12 protein-coding genes and 1 riboswitch are annotated in these 14,481 nt (G+C 61.1%); of the genes, 2 read left to right on the forward strand and 10 right to left on the reverse strand.

Features of this window, described 5'->3' with window-relative positions; all coding sequences use genetic code 11:
- The 8 genes from sufB to HY737_07720 form a co-directional block, all read right to left on the reverse strand.
- Nucleotides 1-826: Fe-S cluster assembly protein SufB (gene sufB, locus HY737_07685; GenBank protein MBI4598260.1), on the reverse strand; the 826-nt coding region annotated here is incomplete at its 3' end.
- Entirely contained in the window at nt 823-1,605 is a 783-nt protein-coding gene (sufC, locus tag HY737_07690; protein MBI4598261.1) for a Fe-S cluster assembly ATPase SufC, read from the reverse strand. The genes sufB and sufC, both read right to left, overlap by 4 nt.
- A 17-nt stretch (nt 1,606-1,622) precedes the next feature.
- Complete coding sequence (locus tag HY737_07695; GenBank protein ID MBI4598262.1) at nt 1,623-2,078, reverse strand: Rrf2 family transcriptional regulator; 456 nt, start codon at nt 2,076-2,078, stop codon at nt 1,623-1,625.
- 120 nt (nt 2,079-2,198) lie between these two features.
- A complete protein-coding gene (locus HY737_07700) occupies nt 2,199-2,576 on the reverse strand; it encodes a type II toxin-antitoxin system VapC family toxin (GenBank protein ID MBI4598263.1) in 378 nt (125 codons plus the stop codon).
- Nucleotides 2,566-2,802: a type II toxin-antitoxin system Phd/YefM family antitoxin gene (locus tag HY737_07705; protein ID MBI4598264.1), complete on the reverse strand. Its 237-nt coding sequence runs from the start codon at nt 2,800-2,802 to the stop codon at nt 2,566-2,568. Before HY737_07705 ends, HY737_07700 begins: the two co-directional genes overlap by 11 nt.
- Nucleotides 2,803-2,976: 174 nt before the next feature.
- Nucleotides 2,977-4,794 carry a putative Ig domain-containing protein gene (locus HY737_07710; protein ID MBI4598265.1) on the reverse strand — a complete coding sequence of 606 codons (1,818 nt, stop codon included), beginning with the start codon at nt 4,792-4,794 and terminating at the stop codon, nt 2,977-2,979.
- Between the two features lie 292 nt (nt 4,795-5,086).
- A riboswitch (cyclic di-GMP riboswitch) is annotated at nt 5,087-5,162 on the reverse strand.
- Nucleotides 5,163-5,263: 101 nt separating this feature from the next.
- Nucleotides 5,264-6,331 (reverse strand): glycine oxidase ThiO, encoded by a 1,068-nt coding sequence (gene thiO, locus HY737_07715; protein ID MBI4598266.1) that lies wholly within the window; start codon nt 6,329-6,331, stop codon nt 5,264-5,266.
- Nucleotides 6,332-6,398: 67 nt separating this feature from the next.
- On the reverse strand, nt 6,399-7,640 hold the full coding sequence (locus HY737_07720) for an FIST C-terminal domain-containing protein (GenBank protein ID MBI4598267.1): 1,242 nt from the start codon (nt 7,638-7,640) through the stop codon (nt 6,399-6,401).
- 99 nt (nt 7,641-7,739) lie between these two features.
- On the opposite strand from HY737_07720, the gene HY737_07725 reads away from it, so the two are divergent.
- Together HY737_07725 and HY737_07730 are read left to right on the forward strand one after the other, a co-directional pair.
- The gene (locus tag HY737_07725; GenBank protein ID MBI4598268.1) at nt 7,740-9,698 is read left to right on the forward strand and encodes a DEAD/DEAH box helicase; all 1,959 of its coding nucleotides are present in this window, start codon (nt 7,740-7,742) and stop codon (nt 9,696-9,698) included.
- Nucleotides 9,699-9,798: 100 nt separating this feature from the next.
- On the forward strand, nt 9,799-10,659 hold the full coding sequence (locus tag HY737_07730; protein MBI4598269.1) for a M48 family metallopeptidase: 861 nt from the start codon (nt 9,799-9,801) through the stop codon (nt 10,657-10,659).
- 3 nt (nt 10,660-10,662) lie between these two features.
- Here the strand turns inward: HY737_07730 and HY737_07735 are convergent, their stop codons facing one another.
- Both HY737_07735 and HY737_07740 read right to left on the reverse strand, forming a co-directional pair.
- Nucleotides 10,663-11,412, reverse strand: coding sequence for a TlpA family protein disulfide reductase (locus tag HY737_07735; GenBank protein MBI4598270.1), 750 nt, complete (start codon nt 11,410-11,412; stop codon nt 10,663-10,665).
- A 71-nt stretch (nt 11,413-11,483) separates the two neighbouring features.
- Nucleotides 11,484-14,471 (reverse strand): bifunctional proline dehydrogenase/L-glutamate gamma-semialdehyde dehydrogenase, encoded by a 2,988-nt coding sequence (locus HY737_07740; GenBank protein ID MBI4598271.1) that lies wholly within the window; start codon nt 14,469-14,471, stop codon nt 11,484-11,486.
- Nucleotides 14,472-14,481 lie beyond the last annotated feature (10 nt).

The raw sequence follows: 14,481 nt of genomic DNA on the forward strand, positions 1-14,481 counted from the left end.
AGACGTTCTTCGACCAGTTCTGGATCGTCACGTAGCGGAGCTTCGCGCGCGGCATCGCAATCAGTTCCACCACGGCAGAATGCAATGAATCCGACGAGTAGACGGGAGCTGTGCAGCCCTCAAAATACGTGACCTCGGCCCCTTCATCCGCGATGATGAGGGTGCGCTCAAACTGGCCCATGTTCTTGGCGTTGATGCGGAAGTACGCCTGCAGCGGCATCTCCACCTTGACCCCTTTCGGCACATAAATGAACGAGCCGCCGCTCCACACCGCGGTGTTGAGCGCGGCGAATTTGTTGTCGCCTGGGGGAATGATGGTGCCGAAGTAGCGCTTGACGATCTCCGGCTGCTCTTTCAGCGCCGTATCCATGTCGAGAAAGATGACGCCAAGCTTTTGCAGATCCTCGCGCATGGAGTGGTAAACAGATTCCGATTCGAATTGTGCGCTGACTCCCGCGAGGAATTTTCGCTCCGCCTCGGGGATGCCGAGCCGGTCGAACGTCTCCTTAATCTCCGCCGGCACGTCATCCCACGTCTCGCCCTGCTTCGCCGTGGGCTTCAGATAGTAGAAGATGTTGTCAAACTGGATGCTGTTGAGCAGCTCGGTGTCCGCCCACGTCGGCATCGGCTTGGCGATGAAGTGGCGGTACCCCTTCAGCCGCTGCTCGAGCATCCACGCCGGCTCCCCTTTCATGCTGGAGATCTGTCTGACTTTCTCCTCATCCAACCCGCGCTCCGCCTTAAAGACCGAGTGCTCCGCCACATGGAAGCCGTAGAGCTTTTCATACTCCTGATTGATATCAATCTGAGGTTTGGGCGTCGTCATGAGGAGTTTCCTTCAAGGCCAACGCCTGCGGGTTGAATTGGGGGTCGAAATCCTTCGTAGCCTTTGGCCTCAAGCTCCAGTGCGAGTTCAGCTCCTCCGGAGCGGACCATACGGCCGTCCACCATAACGTGGACAATGTCTGGTCGTACATAGTTGAGTAACCTCTGATAGTGCGTGATGAGTAACATCGCTCGTTGCGGCGATCGAAGCGCATTGATGCCCGCCGCAACGGTTTTCAAGGCATCAATGTCGAGTCCGGAATCCGTTTCATCTAAGACGGCCAGTGCGGGATTGAGCACCGCCATCTGCAAGATCTCCAAGCGTTTCTTTTCTCCTCCTGAGAACCCATCGTTCACGTACCGGTTCATGAAGCTATCTAGAATCCCCAGTGATTTCAGATGCGTCTTCACCGTCGAGCGGAATTCCTTCACCGGCACATCGGCCCCGCGCACGCCGCGCATCGCCGCCCGCAGGAAGTTCGCGATCGTCACCCCGGGAATGGCCGTCGGGTACTGAAACGCCAGGAAGAGCCCCTTCTGCGCACGCGCATCCGGTGTGAGCGACGCGATGTCTTCGCCGCGATACAGGATCGTCCCGCCGGTGATCGCATATTTCGGATGCCCCATGAGGCAAAACGATAAGGTGCTCTTGCCGGAGCCGTTCGGCCCCATGATCGCGTGGACCTCGCCGGAGCGCAGCGTCAGCGAGACGCCCTTCAAGATCTCCTTGCCCTCCACGGCCACGTGGAGATCGCTGATGGTCAGCAATGATTCGCCCATTCCCGACTCGTTCGTCGTCATTTGGCTACCCGCTTCGCCAGCCGGCTGGAGACGGCGTATTCGCTCTCCAGCAGCGTTGCGAGGTTTGTCTTGTCGAGAAAACTTTGGACGTAGGAGGTCAGCCCGGACCATACCGAGCGAATGCCGCAATTGCTGAAATGGATGCACGAGCTGAGATTGCCGGTGAAGGAGTGGCAGATGTGCTCGGTGCTCTCCAACCGCCCCAGCCCTCGCACCACTTCACCCAAGGAAATCGAACTCGCTGAGCGGTTGAGCACATAGCCGCCCCTCATGCCCCGCACGCTGTGCACCAGCCCGGCCTTGGAGAGCAGGCGCATCAGCTTCTCGACATAGGCGCTGGAGAGCCCCTCCTTTCCGGCGATCTCCTTGACGGTCACCACGTCATCCTGCGGGGACCGGGCCAGCTGCAGGAGGCATCGCAGCCCGTACTCCTCTTGCGCCGTGATCTTCATACTTAAAGTGTATGGTAACACGACTTTTTTGTCAAGTATTATGCGCCCACTAATTAGCTATTATTGATCCCATAGCGGAAGTGTCCGGTGGCGAAGATGGGGGAGAGGTCTTCCCCCGTGCTAGGGTTTGAAGACCTTGAGCTGCAACTCTCTAATCGGCCGGAAGTGTTTTGCGTTGCTCGTGCACAGCACGAGGTTCTGTTCAGCCGCCGTCGCGGCAATGATGGCATCCCCCACCCGCAGGCCGTAGCGCAGCGCATACTCTTCGATATAGACGGCCGCGCGGTGTCCGATGTTCTCCGTCAGAGGCAAGGTCCGAAAGTCGAAGTCTTTGATGAAACTCTTCACGGTATCATGCTGCGCGGGGTTCGTCGCACCCTGGAGGAGCTCCATATACGTCTGAATGGAGAGCAACCGCTCCTCGTCCTTGGAGACCAGCCGAGCGGCCTCGACATGGCCTCGCTGGATCCAGATAAAGATATCCGTGTCAAAGATCACGGTATCGCCCTCCCCGCAGCTTCTCCATCTCCTCCCGCACCGTCTGCCTCCCCTGCCGCATGTTGAAGAAGGGGTGTTGGACAATGCGTCGAGCAGCATGTCGTGTGCTGGACCGGAGAATGCCTTTCAATTTGCCGTGATAAACAATGCGCACCTCTTCATTCCGATCCAGGGCCTTCAGCACGTCGTGCATCCGATAACGTAATTCCACAATGCTCGCTCTCATCGAATCCTCCAATATGTATATCTAAACTATACATAATTTTTCATCCCGCGTCAAGCGTCTTCAGCACGCAGGGACGTGGCTGAGCGACAACGCGGTGAGGTCCATTGATCGATGGCCGTGAAGGATCAGCTCGGCCATCAGGCGGGCGATGAGCAGATCGTTCAAGTGGCACGATTACTTCACGACCGTGGCCGTCACCTCACGCGAGACCGTGCCGCCGCGCCCGTCCGTGACGTCCGCACGGATGGTCTGGGTCCCCACCTGTGCGGCGGTGGGCGTCCAGTAGAACCAGCGATAATTATACGCTCCCCAGCTATAGCTCACCGCATACCCTGACAACGCCGTCGCACCCACCGGCACGCCGCTGAGCGTCATCGTCAGCGTATCGGGATTTGGATCGTACGCCGCGAACCAGACAAAGGCCCGCTGGCCCACCTTCACGGTACGGGAGGGATAGACGGAGGCAGCGTAGATCTGGGGCGGGTCATTGATGCTGCTGGTGCTTGGGTTCACCAAGATCCATATGATTTCCCCATCCGTCAGCGCGCCGTCACTGACAGTGAAGGTCACCGAATGACGGCCGACGAAGACACTCGGAGACGTGGGCGTCCAGCGGAACGTCCGCGTGGCGGCGTCGAAGCTCGCCCCAGGCGGCAAGACGCTGGTCTTGTATGTCAGGGCGTCTCCGTCCGGGTCGGTGGCGCTAATGGTAACATTGACGGTTTGCCGTAATTCCACCGTCTTGTTTCCGATGGGGGCGAGGACTGGCGGGCGGTTCACGTTCGTGACGGTGATCGTGCTCGTCTGACTAGCCGTCAGACCCTCGGGATCGGTCGCGGTGCACGTCACCGTATATCGACCGGCCTGCGTGTAGCTTGGAGTCCAACTGAAGAGCCGGGTAGCAGGATTGAAACTCGCCCCTTGCGGCAACCCGCTGGCTGCATACGTCACGACCCCACCCTCGGGATCGTGACCGTTGATGGTGAAGGCCACGGTGCTGCCTTCGGCCACACTCTTGTTGCCAATCACATCTAACGTGGGCGGTTGGTTCGGTGTGGGGGCGGGTGGCTCCGGGACGGCTGGCAGCAGTGCGGCGGTGATCGAACCCCACCCCGCGGTAAACACGCGAGCGCTCGGCAAGGTGATCGAGAGCACGGCACTGCCTTGGATCGGGGGCAGCGTAATCGACGTGATGAGCCGTGGCGCGGAAGCGATCGAAATATCGAAGACTTCGACGGTGCTCTCAGCCGTCAATGTGTAGAGATGCGGCTCGAGGAGAAAGAGACTCGTGCTCGTCGTTGGAAGAGACGCCAACAGTCTTAGTGCAAGAGGATTCGCGATATCCACAACGAACAACGCTTTCCCATCAACGACGTACGCCCGCGACCCGCGCACCTGGACGCCAAACGGACCATAGGTGCCGACTTCGAAGATGCTTCTGATCACCGGTGCTCGGGGATTGGCGATGTCAATCACGAAGAGCGCGGGGTACACTCGATTGTCCTTGATCGAGTAGGTCGAGGCGTAGACATAGGCGTAGTTGCCCGACACGTCAAGCGCCATCGCGATTGTCGGACTGGGTTTTTGGACCGTGCCCACCAAGACCGGCGTGGCAGGCTTGGAGACATCGTACACGAGAAACATGAGTAGAGTCCCTTGGTCCGTCAGATAGTTCATGTCGGCGACATACAAGTAGGAACCCACCACCTTCGCCGCCACAGGGTTGCCTCGGCTGAAGGTATTCACCACACCGAGTTTCTTCGGAGCTATGGGAGAAGACACATCAAAAATATCCGTCACCCCGTTATTATTGCAGACCAAGAAGAGACGAGACCCATCGAGGACCACCTGCGTGCCGTCAAAGCAGGTGGGCGTCGCTGAGACCTTCAGGAATTTTGCCGGGTCAGCGATGTCATAGATGACTAACGTGTTGTTGCTGCGGCTGGCGACGTACGCATAATCTCCGGAGACCGCGATCGACCGCGGGTTCATCAATCCATCGGTCGTGGAGACGATCACCGGCGTTGGGGACTCAGAGGGATCCGTCGCGGCCGTTGCGGGAACGGGCGAAACGCTCGACAACCCCAGTGTCAGCAAAGACGCGAGGACCGTTCGCAATCTGAGAGGGGCTTGTCGTGCGCAGAGATACTGCGGAGAATACTCAACACCAGACACGCAAAAAACGAGAACACGTAGAAGCTTTCGCAGACGACTCATGCTGCACCTCCAGTTTTTCTAGAACGTATGATGATAAAGGCGAATAAAAAGGCCGAGCTACCAACGCTTCGGCAGCTCGGCAATCCTTCTCAGGACCCGTAGCTTTGCGCCCCTACGTTACCGTAGGTTTGCCTTTTCGGTCGTCTGAATGATTGGCTTTATAAAAGAGCAACTGAATGTGTCTCAATACATACCACAACATTCTGCGCCCTGTCAAGGGAGCGGGACGAAATGCTAGCAATTCTCAGCTGGAGCGTCTGTGCAGCAGCAACTCCGTGATCACGTGGGCAGTCACGGGTGCGAGAAGAATCCCGTGGCGGAAGTGGCCGGTGGCGAGGTACAACCCTGCGATGCGTGTTGGGCCCATCACTGGCTGATGGGTTCGGCTGTAGGGCCGCAGGCCGGCCCAGGACTCCACGAAGGTACAGTGGTTGATCGCGCTGGAAAATCGCCGAAGGCCGCTCAAAATCTTGTGCATCCCTTCCACCGTGAGCGACTTGTCATACCCCACATGCTCTACGGTTGAACCAAGCAGGATCCGGCCATCGCGCCGCTGCACCATGTAGCCGTGCTCAGTCATCACCGAATGGCGCAGCAAACCGCGTGGCCCACGGAAGACGAGAATCTGTCCACGCACCGGCTCAACCGGCACCGGCACCGGAAACCGCCCCCCGAGCGGCGCCCAGCTGCCCAGACAGTTCACCACGACAGGAGCTTCCATCCGACCGCGGTCTGTGTCAACGCCGCGGACAACCCCTTGGCGCACGAGCAACCGTCGCACAGTCGTATGCTCGCGCACTGAGACGCCGGCGACGCGGCAAGCACGAGCCAGAGCCTGCATCAGAACCGCGTTATCCACCTGCGCATCATCGGGAAAGAAAAATCCTCGGCAGATGTCGGCATCGATGGCCGGCTCATGACGGCGGACCTGCGCCGGCGACCACACCTTCACGCGCACGCCCAACGTCTGCTGCCAGCGGATGCGCCGCTGCATGACCCGCTCTTCGCTCGCGGTGCGTGCGATATAGAGGATGCCGTCTTTGTGGTAGCCGACAGAGATGCCTGAGGCGCGCTCAAGGCGCGCCACCCACGCCGGATACATCGCGCGTCCCTGCTGGCAGAGATCAAACAGCGGACCGGGCTCAACGAGATCAACTTGGGAAGCCAGGATGCCGGCTGCGGCCGAGGAAGCTTCGGCGCCGACGGTGCTGCGCTCAATGAGCGTGACATGCTTCCCTCGACGGGCCAGCTCTTCGGCAAGCGCAGTCCCGATGATGCCACCGCCTAAGATCAGGATCTGGGAATGTCGCATCTTCGTCTTCCAGGCGATCAAGGCGATATCAGATATCGAATTCGATATCTGATATCGCTCTTCGCTTTTACGCGACGGCTTGGGTTGAGCTCTCGCGATGCGGAATGGGTTTGGCGAGCGGACGAAAGAGCGCCAGGCTTGCCGTATAGCTGTGGAGGAAGTTGGTGCCCCCGATGGGGCCGATTTCGCCGTTGCAGAAAAACCCGCCGATCGGGATCTTGCCGCTGATGGTCTGGATGGTGCGCACGTCTTGATGCGGCATGCCGTAGAGCGCCTTGCCCCGCCCCGTGCAGCAAAATAGCAGGCAGCCGGCGGCTGGACTGAGGGTCGCGGCCTCGCCACGCTGACACAGCAATCGTCGCAACTCTTGCCGGGACGCGCTGGGGTCGCGCAATTGAAACTGCAGCGTTTGCCCCACTTCGATCTGATCCGCCACGGCGATGGCGCCGGTTTCGGGATCGATGCCGACGATGTTGCGGATCAAGAAATCCCCGGAGACGAACTGCTGGCGCATTTCTGTCATGGCCAGGCCCGCAAACACCGAGCCTTGCTGGGCCAGCTCGCGATCCCCCACCGGCAGCGCTGAGAGCACCTCATGCAGGGCGGCCAGCGCTTGGCGGCCGCCGAGCTGCCAGATCACATGCTCCTCGGCTTTCGTCACGATGAAGGGCCGCCCAATCGGGCGGCAGCCTTGCGAAATGACGGTGTCCATCGACACGCTGCCGGTCAGGGCCACACCCACCGCCCCCTCGCGCATGACGGCATCGCCGGAAAACAGCACATGCTCGCCCGGCTCATTGCCGCCGCTGACCATCCCGCCGCTGATCGGCCGGTTCCGGTAGGTCGCATTCAGCTCATCGAGCAGCTTGTCCGCGGGAATCGTCAAGGGATCCGCGAAGAGGAGAATATTGGGTTTCGCCTCAGGCGCGGCCCCGATTTTATCAATCCAGAATCCGCCGACTGAAGAGTCCTCCAGCTCCTGGGGTGTGATGGTAAACGGAAACACGCGCACCTGGGGCAGATGCGCGGCCATGATGGAAATCGCCGGCACCCACTCCAGCTCCTGGCCGCCGCCGATGATGCCGCTGCCGCTGCAGCCAATCAGCGCCGCGGGCCGCATCTGCTCGCGCATCCGATACAGGAGGTCTGGCCAGGAGGCGCGATAGATCGGCGAGACAAACACCACGGCAAGATGCGGCGGCAATCCGGCCAACGGCTCGAGCGCTTGCCGCACCGCCGTATCGGCGGCTTCAGGAGCGCTGGCGGCGTCGCTCATGCCTGAGCCAAATCGCATCATCGGAGCGGACATCACGAATCCAGCTTAAACACCCGGCACCTGAAAGTCAATGCCCCCAATCGCGGTGAGAAGTTCTGACGTTCCATGGCGCGTATTATACAATGAATACTGATGAGCCAGCTCCACCCCTTTCCCTACGATCCGTTTCAGCAGCGAGCGATCGAGGCGATCGACCGCAAGGTCTCCGTCTTCGTCGCCGCCCCGACCGGTTGCGGCAAAACCGTGCTCGCCGACTATGTCATTGAGCGGACGCTGCAGGAGAAGCAGCGGGTGATCTACACCGCCCCGATTAAGGCGCTCAGCAACCAGAAATTCCGCGACTTCTCCGCCCTGCACGGCGACAACGTGGGCATCCTCACCGGCGATGTCACCATCAACCCGCAAGCCCCCCTCATCATCATGACCACGGAAATCTACCGCAACACGCTGCTGGAAAATCCTGATCGGCTGGCCGCCTATCGCTGGGTCATTTTCGATGAGATCCACTATTTGGATGACGAGGAGCGCGGCACGGTGTGGGAGGAATCGATTCTCTTCACGCCGCCGCAGATCAACCTGCTCGCCCTCTCCGCCACGATCCCGAATGTCCATGAGATCGCGCAGTGGATCCGCACCGTGCATCAGCGGGAGGTGGCGGTCATCGAAGAAACGCACCGGCCTGTGCCGCTGACCACCCTGTTTCAATGCCAAAACCGGGTGATGACGAGCCTGGCGGAACTCAAACGCGAGGGCTACCACGGGCATGATTCCCTGCGAATGCCCCGGCACCGAGGGTACGGGCATCATCACGAGCAGCTCATCCACGCCAACCGCCTCGACCGGCTCATCGATGAGCTGCGCCAGCGCGATCATCTGCCGTGCATCCTGTTCACCTTTGGCCGGCGGCGCGCGGAAGATTTGGCGCAAGAAGTCGCCGACCGTCATCTGGTCTCGCCGAGGGAGCAGGAGATCCTGCGACGGCAATTCGAGGCGCTGTGCGCGCAGTTTCAGATTCGTCAGGATCGCACCATCGAAACGCTCGGCCGGCTCATCAATCGCGGCGTGGGCTACCATCACGCCGGCATGTTGCCGACCGCGAAGGAAGTGATGGAGCGCTGTTTCACGAGCCGCCTGCTGAAACTCATCGTCACGACGGAAACCTTCGCCTTAGGGATTAACATGCCGGCGCGCAGCATTGTGCTGGATGCGATCCAAAAACGCGCGGACAGCGGGTTTGAGATGCTGCGCCGCCGGGCGTTCCTGCAGATGGCCGGCCGGGCCGGGCGGCGCGGGATGGACGACGCCGGGTTCGCCTACCTGCGAATCAATCCAAGCCACGTGACGTTTCCCGAGGTCACGCGCCTGCTCTCCGGAGCACCGGAGCCGGTGCGCAGCCGCTTCAACACCACGTATGCCACGCTGCTCAATTTGTACCGGCGGCATGGGCGCGGGCTGCTCTCGCTATTTCCCAAGACGCTGTATTACTTCCAAACCAGCGGCGAGCGGCGCGCGGCGGGGCTGGCCGTGATGGAACGCAAACTGGACTTGCTGCACGCCATGAGCTATCTCACGGCGGAGCGCCTCACGCCGAAAGGCGATTTCGGCGCGTGGGTCTACGGATACGAACTTCTGCTGACGGAACTCTACATGAAGGGCGAACTGACCCATCTGGATCCGGTCTCGCTGGCCGTGCTGATGGCCGCGGTCGTGTATGAACCGCGGCCTCGGATGGGACCGCCCAAACGCCACCGGCTGGCCCTGCGGCTGGCCCATGCCGCGGAGGAGCCGCTGGCGCGCATTCATAAAATGGAAGCTCGCTACCAGGTCATGCCAAAAACCAAAGCTCCGGCGTTTCATTTGTCGTATGCGATGGAAGCCTGGATGTCGAACGCGCCGTTTGAAAAATTGACGCGCCTCTGCGAGGTGGATGAAGGAGAAATCGTCCGGTATTTCCGCATGTCGGTCCAACTATTGCGGCAGCTGGCGGAATCGCCGGCCAGCGATCCGACCCTGCAGGCGACCGCCATGAAGGCGTTTCGTCGCATCAACCGGGATGTCATCGATGCCGAAGCCCAACTGCGGATGGGGTAAACAAAGACGATATCAGATATCGCGGTATCCGCGATATCTGATATCGCTCTATCTTTTAGCAGGGTGTGCCGCTCCTCAATACGCCATTCGTCCCGCGCCGATGCCGGAAGAATCGTTCGACGCGCTGGAAATTGAGCGAACGATCAGCGCCATCCAGGCCAAAGAATTCACGCAGCAAGGGGCGAGCCCCATCGGGCCGTCTGAGGAACTCGCGCGCCTGCCGGTGCAGTCCATCGTGGATCGGCTCAGCCATGTGACAGAGCGTCCGTCGCTGCGCTACCGGGCGTATGTGTATCGCGACCAAGATCCCAACGCCGCCGCCCTGGCCGATGGGCGCATCTACCTCTCCACCGGGATGTTCCAGTATCTCTCCAGCCGCGGCAGCCGCCCGGATGAGCTGGCCTTTATTATCGGACATGAGCTCGCCCATACGGTGGCGCAGCACTTGGTGAAACGGTATCGCTATTTGCAGCGGCAACAATTGCTCATCGGGCTCGCGGAGGCGGGTGTGGCCGTGGCCACGCGGGGAGCCAGCGAAGGCGCCCAGGGGGCTGGACGGCTCGCCTTGGATGTGGCATCCATGCTGCAGCAAGTGGCGGTCAGCGGGTATAGCCAGGAGCAAGAATTGGAGGCGGATCAGCTGGGGGTGCGGTATGTGCAGCGGGCGGGGTTCGATCCGCAAGCCGCGCTGGACGTGCTCAACAATTTCTCACGGTTTGATACGCCGTCTCTTTTTCTCCGAACCCATCCCTACTCCACGGTACGAGCAGAATATCTCGCGCGCCATCTGGCCGAATCAGCCATCAGCGATCAGCCATCAGCGATCAGCACCCCAATAATACATGAGAAAACCGGAGAACAGCGACGCCGATTACTGGAGGCGCAGAAGCTCTATCCGAAAAATTCCGTGAGTTGGAAGAATCTCCAGCAGCAGTTGGAGGCACTCGAACGCAACAAGTGACTGTCACTTTTGGGTGCTTGCGGAAAGAAGCTTGGTGAGCTCGGCGTCAAAATCGGTGTTGGAGCCTTCGGTCAGCGACCCGCTCCACGTTTTGACGATGACGCCCTTGGCATCCACGAGGAAATAGGCGGGGATGCCCTGGGTTTCGTATTTTTCTGCGATCTCCGGATGCGCGGCTCCGGCGATCACCGGATAGGGGATCTGCTCTTTCGCCGCAAACGTCTTGAGCTCCGTGACATTCTGATCCCCACCCACCGTCAGCAATCGTAAGCCGTTCGGCTGCTCTCGCGCATACAGCGCTTTCATCTTGGAAAGATCCGCGCGGCAATGGGGGCACCAGGTAGCCCAAAATTGCAGCAGCGTCACCTGGCCGCGATTCTTCGCCATGGAGTGGGGTGCGCCGGAGAGATCCACGGCGGTGAAATCCGGGGCGGGGGTGCCGGCCATGACCGGAGGCGGCAGCGGCTTGCCATCCGCCAACTTGATCAGGCTCCTCGGCAAGCGCAGATAGGTCTGGTCTCCTTGGGCTTGCATCCCACTCACCGGCAGCGATGCTCCGCTCTTGAGCCGCACGTCGATGGAGGCGCTCGGCACCTGCAGCACCACGTCGTCGCCATCGCGCTGCACAATCTGCCCTTCGAGCTGTTGCCCTTCCTTCAACTCAATCTTCTGCGCCCCGGCCGTATCCGCCAGACCCAGGGCCGTCAGCAGACCGATGACCATGACCAGCGCTCGCAAACCATAGGCACTCATCAGATATTCCTTTGTGGGCAGTCGCTCTGCCCGTCTAGTATACACGATCTTGGCCACGGCCACTCGGCCACTTATTCCAGCGGCATGCCGTGGCGCGCGGTATTCGCGCAGACGGTTTTCGGCAGCAAGAGGTGCAGCAGATAGTCCGGGCCGCCGGCTTTGGTTCCCAACCCGGAGAGCCGGTGGCCGCCAAACGGCTGCCGCCCCACCATCGCCCCGGTAATCGGACGATTGATATAGAGATTGCCGACATCAAAGGCCTCAATCGCGCGCGCGATGTTCGCCGGGGAGCGCGAGTAGATCCCGCCGGTCAGCGCGTAGTCCGTGTCATTGGCCATCGTCAGGGCGTCCTCAAGGCTGCGCACACGAAACACGCACACGAGCGGTCCGAATAATTCCTCTTGGGCCAGCGGATCCTGCGGCGGCACATCCGTGACGATGGCCGGCCCGAAAAAAAAGCCGCTCGCCGGCACGCGCGAGGCCGGATACCGATACGCCACCTGGGCGATGCGCTCCGCGCGCGCGAGTGCTGCCTGCAATCGCTTCTGCGCGCTCTCGTCAATCAACGGCCCGAGATCCGTGGCGGGATCAGCCGGGTCATTCAGCACGAGACGATCCGTCGCCGCAATCAGTCGAGCCAGAAAGCGGTCATAGATATCCTCGTGCACGATGACGCGCGAGGCGGCTGAGCATTTTTGCCCCCCATAGCCAAAGGCCGAGCGCAGCGTGCCCGCGATGGCGGCGTCTAAGTCCGCGTCCGCATCCACGATGATGGCGTTCTTGCCGCCCATTTCCACGATCGCCTGCTTCACAAACCGCTGCCCGGGCGCGCGCTTGCCGCAGGTTTCAATAATCGAGAGCCCGACGGCCCGCGAACCGGTAAAGAGCACCGCGCGAATCTGCGGATGCGCCACGAGCGCTGCCCCCATGTCCTCTCCGACCCCGGGAAGCAACTGCACAACCGCCTCAGGCACGCCGGCTTCTCGCAACAGCCGGATGAGATGCGAGGCCACAATGGATGCGGTCGCAGCCGGTTTGACAATCACGGGATTGCCGGCCATGAGTGCGGCCGATGTCATGCCCATCAAGATCGCCGAAGGAAAATTCCACGGCGCAATCACGGCCGCCACGCCCCGCGGCACATATCGATACGTATTCTGCTCGCCGGGAAGCTGCGGCAGGCGTTTGCCATCGGCAAGGAGCAGCATCTGCTGGCTGTAGTACTCCAGATACTCGATGGCCTCGACGACGTCGATATCGGCTTCACGCCACGTCTTGCCGACTTCGAAGACCTCCCATGCCGCAAGTTCCATGCGGTGGGCGCGCAGCTGCCCTGCGGCGCGCCGCAGAATATCGGCGCGCGCGGCGACCGGCTGCCTGCCCCACGCGAGCGCCGCGGATTCAGCCGCGCGCACGGCCTGATCCACATCGTCTCGAGTGGCCAAGTGAACCTGCCCGAGGACGTCATCCGGCCGGGCAGGATTGCGACTGATGCGCTGCTGAGGCGCGGGCGATGAGCCCGCAGCCGTCTGGAGTGGATACGTCGCGCCGAATTTGGCCTTGACCGCGGCGAGTGTTGCCGCCATCTGCTGGCGAGTGGAGGCGTTTGAAAAATTGAGCCAGGGTTCCCCCGCCATGGCTCCGGCGTCGCCGATGGCTTGCTGGTGCGCGGGCTCGCTCCGCGTCGGGACGTCCTCCGGTAATGCGAGCAATTCCTCTGCCGTGCGTTCTTGGAAGAAATCATGGCGCAAGAAGGAATCGTTGGCGCTGTTTTCCAATAGTCGGCGCACCAAATAGGCCATGCCGGGAATCGGATCGCCAATCGGCGTGTAAATTCGCACGGGATACGCCATCGACATGACGGCCGCTTCGATCGCCTCGCCCATGCCATAGAGCAGTTGAAATTCCATCTGCGACTTCGGCACGCGGAGCCCCTCGGCCACCGCCATGGCATGCGCAATCGAACGCACATTATGGGACGCGATCGCCGTTGTCACGAGCGGATGGGCGCGCAGCAGGCGCCGCGTAAGCCGCTCGAATGTGGCATCGCTCTGAGCCTTCTGCTGATAGACCGGGATCGGCCAATGGCACTGCCGGGCCAGGGCCACCTCATAGTCCCAATAGGCCCCCTTGACGAGTCGGATCGTGAGCGACCGTTCGTGGCGCTGCAGCCACTCCAAGAGGTCTTCAACGATCATCTCGGCATCGTTGAGATATGTTTGGATGACCATGCCAAGCGTGGCGTGCGAACCGGCTTGGGGATGCACCAAGAGATGCTTGACGAGGTGCAGTGTCAGGTCGCGCAGCTCATACTGCTCCATGTCGAGATAGACGATGCCGCCGAGATCGTTCGCCGTCTTGAGGACCGGCAGCAGCCGTCGGCACGCCCGCTCGACGCTGTCCTCCGGGCTGATGGGGTCGAATCGGGGGGTCAACGCGGAGGGTTTGATCGACACGCTCAGCCGCGGCCCGCAGACCACCGGCAAGACCGACGGCGGCAACTGCGCATAGGCCTTCGCCGCTTCCTCTAACACGGTCAGGCACTGGGTCACGTAGCGGTCGGCCTCCTGCTCGCTGAGTATTTGCTCGCCCAGCACATCTAAACTGCTCGCAGCCCCGCGCAACGCCAACATATGCACGGCATCCGACACCCCTCCAGGATCGGCGGCCGCGATGAATTGTTTCGCGACTTGCGCCACGAGCTGATGGACGACACCGGTCAAGGCTCGCTGGGTGAGCAGCCCTTGGTCGGCGAGCCGCGTGCCTAAGCGAAGGGCCACGGGCAGGCGGAAATCCGGCGGAAAATAGTCGCGCACATGCCGGGCCACATCGCGGGGATCTTTGAGGCTCGGAAGCACGTCGACAAATCGCAGCACGCGGCTTTTGAGCTCGCGACCCGATAAGCACCAGGAGAGCACTTGCGCAGTCCATCGGTTGAGCACCGAGAGATGCGCGTGCTGGCGCTTCGCCGACGTAAACAGCTCGCGGCCGATCGCCTGTGTGTGCTCTTCTACGCGGTCCGCATCCAATGGCGGGGTTGCGTTGGGGGAGTCGCGCATGCTGGTAGTG

The sequence above is a fragment of the Candidatus Omnitrophota bacterium genome (genome assembly GCA_016209275.1).
Classification (GTDB): Bacteria; Omnitrophota; Gorgyraeia; order Aquiviventales; family Aquiviventaceae; genus JACQWM01.